The sequence below is a fragment of the Gottfriedia sp. OAE603 genome, assembly GCF_040543965.1.
Classification (GTDB): Bacteria; Bacillota; Bacilli; order Bacillales; family Bacillaceae_G; genus Gottfriedia; species Gottfriedia solisilvae.
Genome location: NZ_JBEUNN010000001.1, coordinates 2,226,754 through 2,243,529, shown reverse-complemented (window position 1 = coordinate 2,243,529; position 16,776 = coordinate 2,226,754). Strand labels below are relative to the sequence as shown.

At 32.5% G+C, this 16,776-nt stretch carries 11 protein-coding genes; 9 read left to right on the top strand and 2 right to left on the bottom strand.

Annotated elements, in window-relative coordinates; genetic code table 11:
- Positions 1–2 precede the first annotated feature (2 nt).
- Together ABID96_RS11280 and ABID96_RS11275 are read left to right on the top strand one after the other, a co-directional pair.
- Entirely contained in the window at positions 3–1,016 is a 1,014-nt protein-coding gene (locus ABID96_RS11280; protein ID WP_192602141.1) for an SIS domain-containing protein, read from the top strand.
- A 398-nt stretch (positions 1,017–1,414) separates the two neighbouring features.
- Positions 1,415–2,056 carry a DUF2306 domain-containing protein gene (locus tag ABID96_RS11275; protein ID WP_192602140.1) on the top strand — a complete coding sequence of 214 codons (642 nt, stop codon included), beginning with the start codon at positions 1,415–1,417 and terminating at the stop codon, positions 2,054–2,056.
- Positions 2,057–2,143: 87 nt separating this feature from the next.
- Here ABID96_RS11275 and ABID96_RS11270 read toward each other — a convergent pair whose 3' ends face one another.
- Complete coding sequence (locus ABID96_RS11270) at positions 2,144–3,481, bottom strand: APC family permease (protein ID WP_192602139.1); 1,338 nt, start codon at positions 3,479–3,481, stop codon at positions 2,144–2,146.
- 342 nt (positions 3,482–3,823) lie between these two features.
- Here ABID96_RS11270 and ABID96_RS11265 point away from each other — a divergent pair, with 342 nt between their 5' ends.
- Positions 3,824–3,991, top strand: coding sequence for a hypothetical protein (locus tag ABID96_RS11265; protein ID WP_192602138.1), 168 nt, complete (start codon positions 3,824–3,826; stop codon positions 3,989–3,991).
- A 154-nt stretch (positions 3,992–4,145) separates the two neighbouring features.
- On the opposite strand, the gene ABID96_RS11260 is transcribed toward ABID96_RS11265, so the two are convergent.
- Positions 4,146–5,798 (bottom strand): ABC transporter substrate-binding protein, encoded by a 1,653-nt coding sequence (locus tag ABID96_RS11260; protein ID WP_192602137.1) that lies wholly within the window; start codon positions 5,796–5,798, stop codon positions 4,146–4,148.
- A 101-nt stretch (positions 5,799–5,899) separates the two neighbouring features.
- On the opposite strand from ABID96_RS11260, the gene ABID96_RS11255 reads away from it, so the two are divergent.
- From ABID96_RS11255 to ABID96_RS11230, 6 genes are all read left to right on the top strand, one after another.
- A complete protein-coding gene (locus ABID96_RS11255) occupies positions 5,900–7,150 on the top strand; it encodes an MDR family MFS transporter (RefSeq protein WP_192602136.1) in 1,251 nt (416 codons plus the stop codon).
- A 136-nt stretch (positions 7,151–7,286) separates the two neighbouring features.
- Positions 7,287–7,961 carry a ribose-5-phosphate isomerase RpiA gene (gene rpiA / locus ABID96_RS11250; RefSeq protein ID WP_192602135.1) on the top strand — a complete coding sequence of 225 codons (675 nt, stop codon included), beginning with the start codon at positions 7,287–7,289 and terminating at the stop codon, positions 7,959–7,961.
- A 657-nt stretch (positions 7,962–8,618) separates the two neighbouring features.
- Entirely contained in the window at positions 8,619–12,194 is a 3,576-nt protein-coding gene (locus ABID96_RS11245) for a S8 family serine peptidase (RefSeq protein ID WP_192602134.1), read from the top strand.
- A gap of 308 nt (positions 12,195–12,502) precedes the next feature.
- Positions 12,503–13,465, top strand: coding sequence for an NAD(P)H-dependent glycerol-3-phosphate dehydrogenase (locus ABID96_RS11240; protein WP_192602133.1), 963 nt, complete (start codon positions 12,503–12,505; stop codon positions 13,463–13,465).
- Between the two features lie 230 nt (positions 13,466–13,695).
- Entirely contained in the window at positions 13,696–14,763 is a 1,068-nt protein-coding gene (locus ABID96_RS11235) for an AAA family ATPase (protein WP_192602132.1), read from the top strand.
- Positions 14,764–16,554 (top strand): DUF2201 family putative metallopeptidase, encoded by a 1,791-nt coding sequence (locus ABID96_RS11230; RefSeq protein WP_192602131.1) that lies wholly within the window; start codon positions 14,764–14,766, stop codon positions 16,552–16,554. It begins immediately after the preceding gene.
- Positions 16,555–16,776: the final 222 nt, after the last annotated feature.

Here is a 16,776-nt window from a genome sequence, read left to right as displayed (position 1 = left end):
TTATGTTAAAATTTGATGAAGAGTTATTTGTAAAGTTGGTAGAAAAAGAAGGTCTATCATTTCAAAGCCAAATAGAAGAAATTGTTGATCACATTTGTCATAAAGGTTACAGTAATATTTTCTTGATTGGTGCCGGTGGAACAATCGCTATGATGTATCCTTATGAATACATATTAAAATCGCAGTCTACTATTCATGTTCACGCGGAAATTGCTGCAGAATTTATTGTAATGAATCATAAACATTTAAGTGAAGATTCTGTTTGTATTTTTACATCAGTATCTGGAACAACTGAAGATACGATTGCGGCTGTTGAGTATTGTCGTCAAAAGGGTGCTACTACGATTGCTTTAGTAGCTGAGCCAAATACTCCATTAACAAAAATGGTAGATTTTTGCATCACAACAGGTTCAGAAAAACATTCTTTTGATACATTCTTCATGCTTCTCTATATGTTTATTTTCCGCTTTATGTATAACAATAATGAGTTTCCTCAATATGAACAATTTACGAAAGAAGTATCTTTGCTCCCGCAAGCGATTCTAAGCGCAGTTAAGTCATTCGATCAAAAAGCAGAGGACTTTGCGATTAAACATAAAGACACAGAATACCATATGATGGTTGGTTCAGGAAACTTGTGGGGAAACACTTATTCATATGCGATGTGTATACTAGAAGAAATGCAATGGATCCATGCAAAGTCTATTCATGCCGCTGAGTTTTTCCATGGAACGCTTGAACTAGTTGTGGAAGATACAAGTGTAATTTTATTAAAAGGTGAAGATGAAACAAGGCCATTAGTAGATCGAGTAGAGAGATTTGCTGAAAAAATTACAAACAACTTAACGATTATAGATACAAAGGACTTTACACTTGATGGGATTAGCAAAGAATTTAGAAAACATTTTGCCGTGAGTATCAACTGGGCGATCTTGAGCCGAATAAGCGTTTATCTTGAGCGTGAAAGAAATCATCCATTAGAGCTAAGAAGATATTATCGTAAAGTTGAATATTGATAAATGACAAAAATTGCAAATACGTAAACTTAATCAGTTTCACGTTGTCTAAAATATTAATTATGCAAAAGAGACCATACCAATATTGGGTATGGTCTGTTTGTTTTACCACAAGAGATTACATCAGAATAGCAAATATATAGAAAGTTGTTTTTGTAGTGGGTGCAAGACGCCTATCACTAACGTCAGTCTCTGGATTGGGAAGAACCTTCTGACGCACAGATTGAAGGAAGGAAACTTAACGATCGCATAAGTAGGTAAGCTAAGATGTATATAATTTAAAATGTATTTTTAAAAGAGTATATTTCAAGTAATTTAAAATTAAATATTTTTGTTCATGAAGAGTTCATAATAGTTTTATAGTATGAAAGTATCGAACAATGAAAGGGGAATATCGCATGAAATCTAAAAAATGCTGGTGGGTATTACTCATCGTATCTATTGGGGTTATGATTCCTTTTATAACACCTTATTTAACAATAAATCCTACTAATAGTAGAATACAAATTGATTCTTCATCAATTCAATATCCTACACTGATCCTACATATATTCTTTGCAACGATTGCCTTACTAACGGGTTTTCTTCAATTAAATGCTCAGTTCAGAAATGATAAACCTAAGCTACACCGTATAATTGGAAAAGTTTATATAAGCAGTGTGATATTAAGTGGGCTACTTGCTTTTGTTATTATTTTATATATTGATAATTTTGCAAAGGCAACATCGTTTATTGCATTAACGATTATTTGGATATTTACAACTGTAAAGGGATATGTAACGGCTAAACAAAGAAAGTATTCTGAACATAGAAAATGGATGATTCGTAGTTTTGCTGTTACCTTAGTAGCTGTAAGTGGAAGGTTAACGGTACCAATCTTACTTTTAGCCTACTATTTGTTAAATGGTTTTTCTTTGCCAGGGGGTAGAGAGCAAATGGTAGAAGAAGTGTTAAATGTAAATATTTGGGTAGGTTTAATCATAAATGTAATCATCATAGAATGGGTTATATTAAATAAAAAAACGAATGAAAACAAATAAACTAGAACACTATAAAACAAGAAAAGCCCCCTCAAAAATAATGTTTGAAGGGGCTTAAGATTTATAATTGCTTACATTTTAGAAAGATTAGCTTGCCTTACTCTTTTGTTCATTTTTATAATTGCTTTTTAATTTAAAATAAACTGGTAAACCAATAATTGCGATCCCAATTGAAATCAGTGCATCTACTGGTGAGTTAATTAAAGTACTAACAATTATATAAAGTGTACCAACGATTGCAACGATTGGCGTTAAAGGATATAAAGGTACTTTATATAAAGTTTTATCGTTATTCTCATTTTTACGTAAAATGAAAATTGCACTAAACGCCAGACCATAAAATAAAAATACAGCGAAAATTGCCATATCAGATAAACGGTCAGGATTCCAAAAAATCATCATTGCTAAAGCGATAAGTATTTGAATGATTGTTGATCCAACAGGTGTATTAAATTTAGGATGAATGCTTGATAAAAACTTTGCACCCGGAATCATTTTTCTCTCAGCCATAGCATAAGTAATACGTGGGAATGTAAGAATTTTACCATTTAAACATCCAAAGATTGATACTAAAATACCAATTGCAAGAAGTTTACCACCAAAATTACCAAATACTGATGTTGCAGCTGCAGTTGCGGCATTTGGTCCTAATTCAACAATTTCTTTGGCAGGTAATAAATGAAGCATCGCTATATTTACAGATAAGTAAGCTATAATAACAATCAGAATTCCAGAAATAATTGCTCTAGGCAAAGTTTTTGATGGATTCTTCATTTCGCCAGCCATAAACCCTACGTTCATCCAACCATCATATGCCCATAGTGTTGCTAATACAGCTGCACCCATACTAATCGTTTGCGTCGTACTTCCGCTGTCAGCATTAAAGACTGTTACATCACCTTGGAAAATACCAAATACAGCAATAAGAATAATCGGTACAAGTTTTCCTACTGTGGAAATTGTTTGGATAAATCCACCAAAATGTGTACCAAGTAAATTTAATGATCCTAATAAAATAATCGTTAGAATACCAATAAGAACTTTACTACTATCGTCAAATCCTAAGAAATCTGCAAGTAACGATCCAAAATATAGGCTAAGTGCGCCCATTACTGCAGGACCATATACTAAGGTTTGAACCCATCCACATAAAAAGCCCCACATCTCGCCATAAACTTCTTCAATATAGGCATATAATCCACCCGTTTTTGGAATTTTTACACTTACCTCAGCGATTGTTAAACCACTCGCGAGTGTAATAATTCCGCCAATAATCCAAGCTAAAAGAGCCATTGTGGAATTAGCTGTTGATGACAGTACCACTCCTGGTTTCATGAAAATACCAGAACCAATTACTGTGCCGATTACTAGAGATGTTGATACGAAAAAGCCAATATTTTTCTTCAAATTTACTTCCTTTTCCACTTGCTCCACCAACTTTCAAAACAAATTTTAAAAATTAGAAAAATTATATCACATTAATTTTCTGAAGCCTTTTTTCAGAAAAGTTAAAAATTTATTTGATACTTTTCGACTATTGATGTTCAATTAAATAAAAGAACTATAGACTATTAACTTTTGAGATTTTGTTTAATGAAAGAGTATTTAGTGCAGTGAAACTAACAAAAGTTTCTAATTATTGAAAAATAAAAAAAGGCTAATTTCATCTGTTTATTAACACAGTAATAACTTTATATCATGATAGATTTAATCGTAACCGAGTATTTTACACCTAAACCTAAATAATTTAACAGGAGGATGAAAGTAATGTTCCCAGGAGATTATATTTTTCTAATTCTTATTTTTTTAAAGCCACTATTATTTATTGCCATTATTGTTTGGTTGTTTTTAGAAAATAGAAAGAAAAAGTTTGAAATACAACGTTTAGAAGCTAAAATAGATAAAATACTGGAGACTTTGAACAGGAAAGAATGAGGATGTTACTGTAATGGTAAGGCAACTAGTATATACTAGCTGGCAAAGTAACAAAAGGCTATCTCTTATTGAAAAATGACCAAAGTAAATTGTTCTAATTCTTTTCTGACATTTAAAAGGCCATACCCCTTATTGTAGGAGAATGGCCTTTTTTTTAGTTTTGCCTTGGGCGAACCCAAAGTTTAGAAAAATCTACATAACCGAAATGTTTGATTTCAATATTCATCAAGTCTGTAGCAAATGGAATATAACGCTTCTCATAATATAATGGAATCATAATTGAAGCTTCAAAAAGAGCTTTTTCTATTTTTACATTTAACGTTGTCCAATTTTCAAATGGTGTATGGCGGTATTCTTTTAAATAGTTTAATAGGGTATCATTGTTTTTGATGATTTCAACTAATGGAGAATAGCCATTTTTAAGAAAATAGAAGAATGAAAAATTCTGATTCATTTCAAATATTTCACTATGAATGAAAAAATCAGCATCATTATTTTCATTTTGATTGAGACTATCTGAAAATGAAAGCCACTTTATTTTAATTGGAACGCCTTCTTTTTCTAGAATTCTTTTTAGCCATAGGGTCGTCTTCTTCGTAAAATTGATTCCCCTTAAAATTAACGGTTCAGTAAATTTAGGACATTTTATATTTGGAATTTCATAATATTGTGTTTGTCCAATTAAACAACTTTGATCATTAGATTTTATGCGAGGGTCTATTTCGTTGATTTCATGACGATACTTTGCGATTACATGGTGCACATAATCACGTACTTCTTTATTCTGTATAGCTGAGTTCCGAAATGTATTCATCAAAACGACACCAAAGCCTGAATCGCTTTCAACTTGAAATGTAGAGTTCTCCTCATTATTAGTTCCAGAACGATATATTATTTTAAAGTCCTCAGGAACACGGACAAATTCTACTACATCTAATAATGGTCTTTCCTGAAAATAATCTTTAAAGGCCATTAAAGATGTTTTATTCATATTATCTTCTCCTATATAAAAACAACCAGTTCCTATTACTTGGCCATTATTTTCTTTATAAATACTAGCATTCATTGTACCTAGCATTTGCAAACAATAACTACAGCCTTCAGGAAAATGAATATCAAGTATATATGTGGAAACATAAGAAATTTCAGTAATAGGTTCCCATAAATCTCTAAAATTTTCGTGAAATCGAAGTCTATTTAAACAGTCTATAACATCCTTTGCATGTAAAAGTGAACCATCATGAAACTTTATATCCTTTTTTAAATATAATCTAAGCTTTGTATCCATCAAATCCCAGCTATGTGCAAGCTCAGAATAAACAAGATTAGTATTGTCAACAAAAACCAAACGATTATATATATTTGAAACCATATTTGCACTAAATAAATCTGCTGCTTCTAAAGGATGGATCGTTAAAAAAGGGTACTTTTTAGGTATGACAAGTGTATCGAGCTCAGTATGTTTTTGATTAAAACCGAATTTAGAACGAAATTTATTCATTAATCGTAACTTACTATTATATGACCAGTTATAAATTAAGTATTTACTGATTGTTTCAATGGGTTGCTCATCGATCATTTTCAATAAAGCTATTTCGAAATCTTCCTCTACATTTTTTAACCAAGATAGCCTTGATAAATTCCCCCTTCCATGACCTGATTCAAAAGAAAGCCAGCCATCTTTTTCCCATTTTTGAAGATTCCGTGTAACTTGCTTAGTACTTAATCCAAGAATTTCAGCAATTTCTTGTTGTTTAATACTACCTGATGGTACTTGTTGCCATAAGGTTAATAAATTATTATCCATCCACGTCTCCCAAATATAAAAGTGGACATAATCATTTGGATTGTCCGTTTTTAAGTTATGATGTCTAGATTAATATACAAGAGAAAGAGGAGGCAGACAATATGAATTGGAAAGATTATCCACGAAATATTAAAGTTCGTTTATTTACATCATTTTTTAATCGAACGGTTACATCAGCAGTAATGCCTTTTATGGCATTGTATTTTACACATGAAATGAATAAAGTATGGGCTGGGTTATATTTAATATTTACAGTCTTGATTAGCTTTTTAGTCAATTTAATTGGGGGTTATGTATCGGATCGATTTTCGCGTAAAAACTTACTATTAATATCATCTTCACTGAGTGCAATCATGTTTTTATTCATGACGATTAGTTTATTGGCTAATAACCATAACATTGGGCTCTTTTCTACTGCGTACATAGTTTTTATCATTTCAAGTAGCATTGGACGACCAGCTATGAATGCCATTATTATTGATTCAACCACAGCTGAGAATCGAAAACTAGTTTATTCAATTGATTATTGGCTAGTTAATTTATCAATGGCGATTGGAACGGCATTAGGTGGATTATTATATTCAAACCACAAATTACTACTCTTTACTTTACTTACGTTAACATCTATAATGCTTCCAATTGCATATAAAATATGGCTTATTGATGAGAATAAAATCCGTCTAGAAAAACAAAAAAATCATTTCATTTTAGATATTATCCAAAACTATAAGTCAGCACTTTTAGATCAATCATTTGTGAAAGTAGTAATTGGGACCGTATTTATTGTTGCAGCAGAGTTTACTTTAAATAATTATATTGGAGTTCGATTATCTGAAACATTTAAATCAATTCAGCTCGAAAACTTCCAAATCACTGGTGTACAAATGTTAAGTTTATTAAATATAGAAAATATGCTTTTAGTCGTTACATTTACTTTTTTCATAAATAAAATTACTGACCGAATTAAAAAGCAGAAAGTATTACTATTTGGACTGATACTTTATGGATTCGGATATGCAACGATTACTTCTGCAAATACATTATACATACTGATCATTTTTAATCTCGTTGCGACAATAGGTGAACTAATGTATTCACCAATATTGAATACATTACAGGCAAATATGATTCCAGCGGATAAAAGAGGATCTTACTCTGCACTATCTAATATTTCTTATACAGGTGCAGATTTAATAGCCCGCTCAAGCATTATTTTAGGTGCATATATAAACCCTACATTAATGAGTATTTATATAGGTCTGATCGTAATGTTTGGAACTTCCTTTGTCTATTTGGGATTATTTGTTAAGGGGTATTCTATAAAGAAGGAAAAATACAAACTTACTACTTAAAAAAAGTAACGCAGAGATATTAATAACATATTTATCTTTAAGATTTCAAAAATTTATCTTTAGTTTATTTGAAGTAATAAGGAAAGTTTTAGTAAAATGTATTAAAGATACTAATGACCTTTCTAGGAGTGTGTAAATGGACAGTAAAAAACTAGCAGGCGAAAAGGCAGTTGAATTTGTTGAAGATGATATGATAGTTGGGCTAGGAACTGGTTCAACTGTTTATTGGACCATTTTAAAACTTGGAGAACGAATAAAAGATGGATTAAAAATTAAAGGCGTACCTACTTCAAAAGATACTGAACAACTAGCAATTAAATTAGGAATACCATTAGTGGATCTTTCTGTGTTAAGTAAAGTGGATCTAGCGATTGATGGTGCTGATGAAGTGAATCCTAAATTAGCATTGATCAAAGGTGGCGGTGGAGCTTTATTACGAGAGAAAATGATTGCGTCCATTTCTGAGAAATTTATTATTGTTGCAGATGAATCAAAGTATGTTCAGTCACTTGGGATGTTCCCTTTACCGATAGAGGTCGTACCATTTGGATGGGAATTGACAAAAAAACAACTTGATAAAATAGGACCAATCAATCCAATTCTTCGTCAGAAAAATAATACACCTTTTATTACAGATAATGGAAATTACATTTTAGACTGCTATATGAAAAGGATTGAAAACCCAGAAGACTTAACGATTAGCTTAAATATGATTCCAGGTGTTGTTGAGAATGGGCTTTTTGTGAATATGTGTGATGTCGCTATTATTGCTGGAAATAATGACAATATCGAAATTAAATATGGATGTTAGATCAACCTACTTCTTAGAAAAATAGTTGTAAAAAAAGAGTAAACACATTCTATGTTTGCTCTTTTAATTTTGTCTCAATTAAAGAATAATGTTGAAAAATTCCTTTTCAATTTACATATAGTAGTTTCGTTTGCTGGAGATGTTTAGTCAAAAATTTATGTTATTCTCAATCGAAAAATATCTAATGATAAAGACCTAGTTCCCCCAAGTTTATATAAACTCTAAAACATACATCTTAATTAAATCATTCTAAAAGGTGAAATTTCATAGGGATTTCTACTTAAAAAAATAATGAATGTCATATTTTCGACAGAATAACCATGCCAATTATAAGTAGCTTTTAAAGGTAATTCCCCCAATTTACTGTCATACAGTAGACAAGTAAAATATGAATATGTAAAACTACTTGATTTACATATTATTGAACATTTCCTATCCCCTTTAATGATTTCATCAAACATTCTTCTCATATACTATTATTTTTTCCTTATAGTGCTCATTTTACTGCTTAAAGACGAATTCAAAAGTATAACGTAAGAGCACGTTCTCACTATCATTCATTCAGTTTTTGTAGTTTTACTGTTCTATTGAGCTATACATTGCTACAGATGATTCTGGAGCACATTTTTAACTGCATATTCGAGAGGAGAGGAATGAATGAAGCACTTTAAAAACAAGTCCTTAAAGGTACTTGCTACTGCTACTTTGACATCTATGATATTCTCACCATTTACTGTTATTGCTGAAACTCCTGAAAACAACACTGTATCATCACCATCTATCGAAGAAATTGTTAAACAAGGGAGGCAAATACTTTTAGATAAAACAAAATCTTCCGCTGGTAATGATAAGGATCCATTAGGTTACAAAAACCTAAAAGATAAAGGATTAGTTAAAGCCTATCAGCCGAATGAAAAAGTCCGAGTAATTGTAGAAATCGAGGAACCTTCAGATGTTGAAAAATCAACAAAAAGTAAAAAAGAATTATTTAAACAAAAACAGGATCAAGTATTTAATCAAATAACTAGTGGTAAATCAAAATCTACAAATAAGCTTAAGCAACGTTTTTATGAAGGGTTTAATGGTTTCAGTTTAGAAACAGAGTTTCAGAATTTAAATGAAATACATTCAATTCCTGGTGTATTAGATGTACATATTGCAAGAACATTTAAACCTTCTATGGGAGCAAGTAAGGAATTAGTACAAGCTCAAAAAGTGTGGAATCAATATGGATATGAGGGTGAAGGATTACTAGTTGCAATTATTGACTCTGGAATTGATTATACACATAAAGATATGAAATTGACTGATAAAGGCAAACAAAAATTAAAATTAACTCAAGCCTTCTTAAAAGAAAAATTTTCTGAAACCGCTGTTAACGATGTTTGGTATAGCGAAAAAGTCCCAACAGGATATGATTGGGCAGATGATGATACAGATGTCATTCCAGGTGGATCTGGTAGTTCCCATGGTACTCATGTAGCTGGTACTGTTGGAGCAAATGGTGATGAGGCAAATGATGGAGTACAGGGTATTGCACCTGGTGTTCAATTATTAGCAGAAAAAGTATTTTCTGATTATAGTAGTGCTGCATATGAAGATGATATCATCGCAGGAATTGAACATGCAGTCACAATGGGTGCAGACGTCATCAACATGAGTTTAGGTACTGATGCAGGCTATATTGGAGAGGAAAATGACCCAATTCAAAAAACAATCCGTCAAGCAACTGAGCAAGGTTCCCTTGTTGTAGTTGCTAGTGGTAACGCATCTTACAGTACAAAAAATGGATTAATATCTTCATCTTTAAAACCATATGCAGAAAATCCTGACATCGGGATAGTTGGTGAACCATCTGTCAGTCCTTACGCTATATCAGTCGCATCATATGAAAATACAAAAATTCATTTAAATACATTAGCAGAAACAAATGGTATTCAGTTACCGTTTCAAGATCAAACTCAATTCCCATCTTCCTATAACTTTAAATTATCCAAGTTTTTAACACCTGGAGAAGATTATGAAATGGTCTATGTTGGAGAAGGAACGAATGCTTCTGATTATAATGGCAAAGACGTAAACGGTAAAATTGTAGTAGTGAAACTTTTAGATACATATAGCTATTATTCCTCAATTCAATATGATGCCCAGAGAAAAGGTGCCAAAGCTCTAATCATCATTCCACCTAGCAACAATAATGATATGGAGGATTATACTTACTTAGGGTTAAGTCCATACTCAATCCCGGTAGCAACTACTGGAAAGGTTCCTGGAGATGCAATAGTAAGTAAGTTGACAAGTGGTCAAGTTGTAAAGATGCATTTATCAAAAGGAACTTGGGTAGATAATTCAAATAAAAATACAATGTCTGAATTTTCATCAATTGGATCTCCTCATACCTTAGATTTTAAACCGGAACTTTCCGCACCAGGTGGTAGTATTTACTCGACAGTTCCAGGCAACGATTATGAGATTATGAGTGGTACTTCAATGGCAACACCTCATGTAGCTGGAGGTTCAGCATTATTATTACAAGCTTTATATGAAAAAGGATTACCACATTCAAAAAATACAGCCTTGAAAGCAAAATTGGCTTTAATGAATACTGCAAACTTAGTTATGGACCCACGAACAAACAACAAAGTTCCTTATTCGCCGCGTGTTCAAGGATCTGGTTTAATGCAGATTCAAAATGCTATTAATACACCTGCGATCATTACTAGAAAAGATACCCCACTTGAACAAGCTGGAGCAGTTGCTTTAAAAGAAATTTTGAATGGAAAAACAAGCTTCAAATTAGAGCTTGAAGCTTTTGACAATCCTAAAGACAAAGACAAAGACAAAGACAAAGACAAAGATAAAGATAAAAAAGATCTAGTATACAATGTTTTTGTTGATATCATGACAGATCAAACTGAAGTGAAAGAATTTGATTTAGATAATGATGGTAAATTGGATTCCAAAGAATATTTAACATTAACTAGTAAACGTGTTACAGGTGCTGAAGTAAAAGTAAATGATAAAAAAGTGTCTGACACAGGTGGGACTATTATAAAAATTAAACCTGGTCAAACTAAAAGCATTACTGTAGATTTATCATTGCCACATACATTAAAGAAAAATAGTTTTGTAGAAGGGTTTGTAAGACTTGTTCCATCAGATAAAGATAAAGCAGTAACTTTAACAGTTCCATATATGGGCTTTTACGGGGAATGGGATGACCCTCAAAATATTGACCCAGCTGCATGGGATAAGGATGCATTTTTAGGGTATACGGCACTTTGGGATGAATTGTCTGAACGTTACCCTATGGGGTACGATCCAGAAACAGGTAGATTTGATGTTAATCATATAGCTGTGTCACCGAATATGTTTATAAATGGTGCTTATGCTACATTCACTACATTACGTAATTTACAAAAAACAGAAATGTATATAGAAGACAAAAATGAAAATAAGATTCAATATCTAGGTGACTTTAGTGAATACACAGGCAAGCCATGGAAATTCCGAAAAAACATTATGGTATATGGAGACTATATGTACGGCGGATATATGTGGGATATGAAAGATCAAAATGGCAATATTGTACCTGATGGCGATTACAAATATGTTATAAAGACTACATTAGATTATGAAAATGCTAAACCTCAGGAAGTAAAATTGCCGATAAAAGTAGATTCAATTGCTCCAACAGTATCGGATATTCAAGTAAAACCAAAAGATGGTAAATATGAAATTTCTTTCAAAGCAGAAGATACAACAAACGGAAGTGGTTATAATATGGGGATTATTTGGTGCAATGGTCAGTTTATTGAACTACAAAGAGGGCAAACATCAATCATTGTAAATGAAGAACCGAAGAGTGTAGTGGTGTTGGGTGCTGACTACGCTTATAACCAAGGTTACACAGTTTGGGGAGATCCATCTTTTATAAATGAATATATGGTTATCTCATTTTACTATATAGATCCAGTAACCGAAGTGAACAAAGACAATCCAGCAAATATTATTAGTTATGCTTCTAACCGAGTAGACTGGACAGTCAATATTAAAAATAGTAATGGAGATTTGGTGGATTCGTTTGAAGTGAATAATGAACATTCGCTAAGAACTCAATGGGCACCTAAGACCGATCTCCCAGACGGGACATATTATATCTCACTTGATGTCGTCACAAAGAGCGGTCTAAAAGTCACAACAACTCCTGAAGCAGTTACAGTTAGTCAATAACAATATAAAAAATAGCATACTCTAAATCTAATTGCTGTTCTTTAATTGACTTTCGATAGCAGTTGGTTGGAGAATTAAAAAGACCTTGGGTTATTTATTCACACGACTCGTGTGTTTTGAATTCTCTCAAGGTTTTTTCATTTGAAAAGTGGTTTAAATATCTGAATTATGAAAGTGATCGCACTAGTAATACATTAAAAGCAGGAAGCAGAGAATTATTTGTCGAAGTAAATTTAAACTATGTAGAAAGATATTTAAAGAGAATATCTTAGCTAGATTTCCTAATGAAAATCGGAGAGTGAATCTATATGAATATATCAGTTTTAGGCTGTGGACGTTGGGGTACTTTTATAGCATGGTATATCAATAAAGTTGGTCACCAGGTTATGTTATGGGGTAGAGAAAACTCAAGAAATTATCACTTATTACAAGTTGATCGTAAGAATACTTACCTTTCTATCCCAGATACGATTGAATTAACCAATTCCTTAGAAACAGCTATTTCATTTGCAGACATAATTATTATATCTATTAGTGCACAAGAGTTGCGTTCATTTGCAAAACAATTACATGCTTTAAGTGGTATTCAAGGAAAAACGTTCATTTTATGTATGAAAGGCATCGAAGCAAATAGTGGAAAAAGATTAACTCAAGTTTTTAGTGAAGAACTCGATAAACACGTGAATGTTGCTATATGGGTAGGACCAGGACATGTGCAGGATTTTGTGAATGATATACCGAATTGTATGGTCATTAGCTCAGAGAATATTGAAGTAACAAAAGAGATTGTTAATGCTTTTAATAGTGATTTAATTCGATTTTATTATGGACAAGATCTTATTGGAAATGAAATTGGAGCGGCTACAAAAAATGTTATGGGGATCGCAGCAGGCATGTTAGATGGACTACAGTATAGTAGTTTAAAAGGCTCCCTTATGGCTCGAGGTACCAGAGAAATTTCTCGCCTTGTCAGAGCAATGGGAGGAAATGATATTACCATTTATGGGTTAAGTCATCTCGGAGACTATGAAGCTACATTATTTTCAGAGCATAGTCATAATCGTAAATTTGGTCAAGCCTACGCTCAAGGTGAAAAATTCGAGAAATTAGCAGAAGGTGTTTCAACGGTAAAGGCATTAAAAGAGCTGTCGATTAAATATGACGTCGAACTCCCTATTAGTTCTGCATTATATGAAATATTATTTGAAGAAAAAGATACTAAAGAAACATTAGTGAATTTATTTTTAAGACCAGTAAAATTTGAGTTTTAATCCAATTATTTAATATGATACTAGAATAACGGAAACGGCTGCACCATTTTGGACAGTCGTTTTTACTATGATTCTTTAATTGAAATCTAAATAAAGTGGGTAAGTCAATTATTAGTAATGCTATAATAAAAGATTATTAGACAGATCTATGAGAACATTATTTTCATATGGTTAAATATACTTTCTAAAACAAACATAAATAACTAGAGAGATTGAAAGGAAGTTGTTATTTGAATAGTGTTGCAAGTGTTACTCAAAAACAATTATATGATTTTTTATTAAATGTCGCGCCAGTACGCCCTGTTTTTATTTGGGGAGCACCTGGGATTGGTAAGTCCTCTATTGTAGAGAATTTTGCTGCTGAATTAGGGATGGATTGTGTCTCTTTATTAGGTAGCCAACTTGCACCTGAGGATATTATTGGTGTACCGAAAATTGAAGATGGAAAAAGTGTCTTTTGTCCCCCTAAACAAATTGCAAGAGACGAACCTTATTGTCTATTTTTAGATGAGTTGAATGCATGTTCTCATGAAGTACAAAAAGCATTCTATAGTCTGATTCAAGAACGAAGAATTGGAGAATATCATTTACCGAAAGGCTCTATTGTCATAGGTGCAGGAAATAGAACGCAAGATAATGCAATTGTCAAAACGATGTCATCAGCGTTAATTAATCGAATGGTCCACATTCAATTAAGAGCTTCACATAAAGATTGGTTAGAGTGGGCTTATGAAAATGAGATCCATCATTATGTCATTGAATACATTCAAATGAGACCAGATCATTTATGGAGTGAAACACCAAAAACAGAGGAACCATTTTCAACACCTCGCTCATGGCATATGTTAAGTGATTGTTTACATGAATATGGTTCATCATTGAATGAGCAAATATTGGATGTAATTGCTAGTGCATGCTTGACGCCTCATATTGCTGTTCAATTTAAAGCATTTATTAAACAAATACAACGTCAATATGATTTAAATAAAATTATAAATGGCGAATTGAGATGGCCAGATAATCCTGCTGAACGCGATTTATTATATTTTTTGGCACAATCTTTTAGAGCACAGCTTTTAAAAGAACTACCAAAGGATCAAGCTACAATTCAAAATCAATCAAATTACAAGCAACTAGCATTTCGTGCGAAAGATTTAATCAAAGAATTGTCTACAATTAGTTTAGAAATTGCTCAAATGGTAGTTTCAGAGCAAAAAGGTGAAGTACTCCCAGGTTGGTTTATGCTAGAAGTGATTAGAGATCTTCCGCGCTTAGCGGCTAAAAAGGTTGATGTTTAATTGAATAAGAAACATAGTGACAAAATAAAAAACAATGAACTAAATATTGATAAAGGGTTAAAAATTGTAGAACATCATCCACTTTTCGCTCCGATTTTTTCAGTCATTCATGTAGCTGTCAAATCATTACATGAAGATTCATGGGGATACGTTACAAGTGCTGGTGATATATATTTAAATAATGAGAAAAAAGGTTCTAAAGATGAGTGGTCCTACATTATTGCACATTGCTTATTGCATTTAGGCTTATCGCATAACAAAAAAATGGAAAACCCTGAAGCATGGAATATTGCATGTGACTGTTTTATTACTAAATTTTTAAGCGAATTAAAATTTGGAAAACCACCGATTGAATTTAATGAGCCCATTTATGAATCGATTCCTTCTGAAGAGAAGCTATATGAAAGATTTATCCAAGAAGGTATTCCGCAAAACTTAAAAAAATATAGTACTCGAAAAGCGAAATCAGATTTTTTAATTCTAAATAAAGGTAGCTCTCACTATTATTATCGCAAAGTTGATTATCCTACTTTGTTGGCGAAGGGAATGTCAATGGCCGTACAAAGTGCAGTAAGGGTTGCAGGTGGAATTGATACGTCATTAGATGGGTCTACTGTAGCAACTCAAGCTCAAAAAGCAAAGACATGGTTTATGAGTTCATTTCCTTTACTTGGTGCATTAGCAAGTGATTTTGAGATTATTGAAGACGCGATACTTTGTACTAGAATGGATATTTCAGTTGGAGCGATCAGTGTAAATACAAAGGAAATCTATATTAATTCATCTGTCCAATTAACGGATGAGGAAATGAAGTTTCTAATGGCTCATGAATTATTACACGCAGGATTAAGTCACGCAACAAGAAGACAAGGAAGAGATCCTTATTTATGGAATGTAGCATGTGACTATGTAATTAATAGTTGGTTAATTGAAATGAAAGTCGGAGATATGCCTCATGTTGGTGGTTTATATGATCCCGAATTAAAAGGACTATCCGCTGAAACAATTTATGATAGAATTGCCGCTGACTTAAGAATCTATCGTAAGCTAAAAACATTTAAAGGAATTGGTGTTGGTGACATCATTGAAACAAAATCACCTGACTTTTGGGATGGAAATGTAGGAATGGATTTAGATGAATTTTACCGTAGAGCATTAGCTCAAGGTTTAAATTATCATCAAATACAAGATCGAGGATATCTTCCACTTGGTTTGGTTGAAGAGATTAAAAGTTTAAGCCAGCCACCGATTCCATGGGATGTTGAACTTGCGAAATGGTTTGATAGAATGTTTCATCCAATTGAAAAAGTAAGAACCTATAGTAGGCAAAGTAGAAGGCAAGCATCCACGCCTAATATTGCTAGACCTAGGTGGATAAACCAAAGTGGGGATCAAAGCGAAAGAACGTTTGCTGTCATTGTAGATACTTCAGGTTCCATGGATCGTGTATTGCTAGGTAAGGCTCTTGGAACAATAGCAAGCTATAGTATTGCTAGAGATGTACCATTAGTCAGAGTCATTTTTTGTGATGCTACCTCACACGATGAAGGATACTTACATCCAGAAACCTTACTAGAAAAGGTCAAAATAAAAGGTAGAGGTGGTACAATCCTTCAACCTGGTATTGATATGATTGAAAGTGCAAAAGATTTCCCAAAAAACGGCCCGATTCTCATTATTACTGATGGATATTGTGATCGTCTTTCTATTAAAAGAGAACATGCCTTTGTTATGCCACAAGGTGCAAGACTACCATTTATCCCACGCGGTGAAGTTTTTAGAATGAAATAATAAAGCAAATTTACTATTCTATTTTTTAAAAGCAGTTCTTAAAGAACTGCTTTTTTGTATGTATTTACTATTAATATAGTAGTGTTTAACAATCTTTGACATGGTATTGCATAAATAAACAAGAACAGATATAATTATTTAAAGTCTAAATATAGTAAATTTTCAATATATTTAATTAAATCAGTAAATTTATAAAAGATAGTATTACATAGGGGGAATTTA

Bases quoted from the DNA above. Each gene is read 5' to 3' on its own strand.
- ABID96_RS11275 (WP_192602140.1), top strand. From the start codon at position 1,415: ATGAAATCTAAAAAATGCTGGTGGGTATTACTCATCGTATCTATTGGG.
- rpiA (WP_192602135.1), top strand. From the start codon at position 7,287: ATGGACAGTAAAAAACTAGCAGGCGAAAAGGCAGTTGAATTTGTTGAA.
- ABID96_RS11240 (WP_192602133.1), top strand. From the start codon at position 12,503: ATGAATATATCAGTTTTAGGCTGTGGACGTTGGGGTACTTTTATAGCA.
- ABID96_RS11280 (WP_192602141.1), top strand. From the start codon at position 3: ATGTTAAAATTTGATGAAGAGTTATTTGTAAAGTTGGTAGAAAAAGAA.
- ABID96_RS11255 (WP_192602136.1), top strand. From the start codon at position 5,900: ATGAATTGGAAAGATTATCCACGAAATATTAAAGTTCGTTTATTTACA.
- ABID96_RS11245 (WP_192602134.1), top strand. From the start codon at position 8,619: ATGAAGCACTTTAAAAACAAGTCCTTAAAGGTACTTGCTACTGCTACT.
- ABID96_RS11260 (WP_192602137.1), bottom strand. From the start codon at position 5,798: ATGGATAATAATTTATTAACCTTATGGCAACAAGTACCATCAGGTAGT.
- ABID96_RS11265 (WP_192602138.1), top strand. From the start codon at position 3,824: ATGTTCCCAGGAGATTATATTTTTCTAATTCTTATTTTTTTAAAGCCA.